The sequence below is a fragment of the Desulfofundulus sp. genome (assembly GCF_049701015.1).
Classification (GTDB): domain Bacteria; phylum Bacillota; class Desulfotomaculia; order Desulfotomaculales; family Desulfovirgulaceae; genus Desulfofundulus.
In genome coordinates this window covers 1-2,299 of the sequence record NZ_JBNATZ010000335.1, presented here as the reverse complement: position 1 = coordinate 2,299, position 2,299 = coordinate 1, and the positions used below count along the sequence as shown (strand labels likewise).

The window sequence follows — 2,299 nt, the reverse complement described above, 5'->3', positions numbered from 1 at the left end:
CCCCGCCGGCTTTAAAAGGCGCACCATCATGGAGGCTATTTCATAGCGGGTCACCTGCCCCTCCGGCTTGAAGGTGCCATCCGGGTAACCGGATACAACTTTCATTTGAATCAAGCGGTAGATGACCCCCTCAGCCCAGTGGCCCTTAAGATCCTTAAAAGCCGTACCTGCACCGGGTTGTACCTGCGTTCCGGTTTGCGGTTTTGCAGCGGCATTTTCTGTCTTCCCTTCCAGCACCAGGCATGCCCAGAGCACCCAGGTGGCGTCCATGGCGTTGCCCGACGTACCAAAGCTCCCATCCGCGTTCACTGATTTACTCACCAGATAATCAACGGCACTTTTCCCGGCAGTGCTCTTCCAGGCTGCCGGGTCCATACCCAGGGTTTTCAGGGTTACAGCCACTTCCGCCGTATCAATGACCGGGTCGTCCATCCCCGCTACAAAGCTACCGTCTGCTTTTTGCTGCCTCTGCATCCAGGCCAGGCCGTTTTTAACGGCTTCCTGCAGCCGTGGATCTTGCTTCTGAGGGTCCAGGTAATGAAGCACTCTCACTGCCTGAGCAGTAGCCATGAAGTCCGCGTAATATTCACTGCCGTCCCCCGAACCCCAGCTCCCGTAATGCGCATCCTGTTTCCCGACGTGCTGGTTTGCCAGGATGTAGCTCCTGGCCAGGCCGGTGTTCACCTGATCCAGCAAACCGGCCCTGCCTAAAAGGTCGAAGGCAGGCATGTTGCTGTAGATACTTAACGGGCTGATGTCGTCAAACCCCTGGCCGTTCTGCCTGCTCTTCAAGACCTCAAGCAACCGGCCGGCCAGTTCCTTTTCCCCAAGCGCCTGCATGGCCACAAGGTCCTGGGCAAGCTGCTTCGCACGGACTTCACCTGCTTTATCCAGGTCATCCCTGACCGCCTTCAGCACCGCTTCCCGCAGACTCACCCCCTGACGTCTCCAGGTACCGGTATCAATACCGGCCTGGTTCAGCACATACAGAGCCCAGGCCCCCACCCCGACTTCGGAGTTGAGCAAGCCGTTTTTCATATAGTCATGATAGAGGTACTGTACGGCCTTGTCCGCCAGGGATGATTCCGCCGCTTCCGCCCGGCCGGACCAGCCCGGGGGTACCAGCAGGCCCGCGAAAAAACAGACCGTTACGGCCAGGACGAGCAGACGCCTTTTAAGGTGACGGTCCCTCATCAAACCTACCTCCTTCTCTGGCTTCTCAAAGTTTTTAACTGGATGCCGGGTGCTTTGACTCTGGCATGTATTTATATAAACCAGCAGGCTGATTTTAAAAATGAGCCCGGCTTCATTATTTAAAAGCCGGAATATATTAACTCCTGAAAGGAGAATGGGTTACGACTTTCCGGTTCGTGATCACTGAATTATGGCCATCCTTTCTGCTACCCAAAGCGTCTAATCTCAGCGAAAGGCAGTCATCCACCTGCACCTGCCTGCCGGCAGGAAACCCGCCGGGGATTCCGGTTTGTTTTGCGTTGATTTTGATTACCGGTATTGATAAATAAAATCCCCCATCTACTCAGATGGAGGACTTGTTACCTGCTCCAGCAGGCCAGGTAAAACTAAACCACCCCCCTATCCGCGTAGGCCGGTCTGGCAATTTGGAACGGGCAGGTCTCCTGGCTCGGGTTCCCCGGAACTCCACGTCTTCCCATCCAGCACTCACCGGTGAACAGCAACACCCAATCACGCTCGACAGATAATTTGGAGCTGAGATTTAAATATCATTGGCAAGTGCTGGACAGTGACCTGTTTGTGGAGCCCCTCCCCCTCACAGTGGCGGGACCGCGCCGGATTTGCACCGGCTTCCCTTTTCACCTTCACCTCCGGGTGAAGGCACCCGTTCCGGTATGAAGTTGTCCATAGAACTATGGAGGTACCCGGCCGGCCCTGGTCCGGCGCAGGAAGAATAGGATACCGGCCACCGCACCGGGCCGATGAAACGGCCAGATCTCCACCAGGTAGTAAAAGAAAAACCCCGGCCTTCCAAAAGAGCCGGGGTTGTTTGACAGTCGTTCGAACCTGCCGCACAAAGACGGGAGATTGTAGACCGGCACAAACCCCTGTTCCCTGGGAGGCTACCTGTGCCGCGCGCCCGGGCAGGTCTCCTGACTCATGGGTCATCGCCTGCTTTCCGCCTTCCCGGCCAGCACCCAGCCATACTTTGGTTCCGTTCGCCGTAACCTTATCGTTAGCAGTAACCGGCTTCCGTCAAAGCAGAACCAGCTTTACTGAGTGCCGGGCCAGTGGCCTTGTGGAAAGCCGCTACCCATTCACAGTG

2 protein-coding genes and 2 riboswitches are annotated in these 2,299 nt (G+C 56.4%); both genes read right to left on the bottom strand.

The window, feature by feature from the left end; translation table 11 throughout:
• Positions 1-1,194, bottom strand: a 1,194-nt coding sequence (locus tag ACPLUI_RS14040) for an S-layer homology domain-containing protein (protein ID WP_424660865.1), incomplete at its 3' end; no start/stop codon positions are given.
• Between the two features lie 416 nt (positions 1,195-1,610).
• A riboswitch (cobalamin riboswitch) is annotated at positions 1,611-1,877 on the bottom strand.
• A 9-nt stretch (positions 1,878-1,886) separates the two neighbouring features.
• Complete coding sequence (locus tag ACPLUI_RS14035; RefSeq protein ID WP_424660864.1) at positions 1,887-2,051, bottom strand: hypothetical protein; 165 nt, start codon at positions 2,049-2,051, stop codon at positions 1,887-1,889.
• Positions 2,052-2,099: 48 nt separating this feature from the next.
• Positions 2,100-2,299, bottom strand: a riboswitch (cobalamin riboswitch). This riboswitch is flagged as partial in the annotation.